The 217-nt window shown below is 70.0% G+C and carries 1 protein-coding gene; it reads right to left on the minus strand.

Going from position 1 to position 217, the window contains the following annotated elements:
• Positions 1 to 217: hypothetical protein (locus G5A07_RS22010; protein WP_223107890.1), on the minus strand; the 217-nt coding region annotated here is incomplete at both ends.

The following is a 217-nucleotide window of genomic DNA, read 5'->3' on the forward strand; positions in this document are numbered from 1 at the left end:
GGCGCAGACGGTTGAACTGGCGGAACGGACGGATATCGGCGAGATCGGCCTCACGGGACGGCACCACCTCGCCCGGGTTCGCCTGCATGGCAGGCAATTGCAGGCAGAAATAACCCAGTTGCACGCAGCGCTCGGCCGGCACCCCACCCCACGCCGGCACGGCCTGGCTATCCCAGGCGCGCAGGCGGCCCTTCAGGCGCGCCTGGGATAGCCAGGC

Origin of the sequence: Stenotrophomonas sp. AS012628 (assembly GCF_010608305.1) — a bacterium.
Classification (GTDB): Bacteria; Pseudomonadota; Gammaproteobacteria; order Xanthomonadales; family Xanthomonadaceae; genus Stenotrophomonas; species Stenotrophomonas geniculata.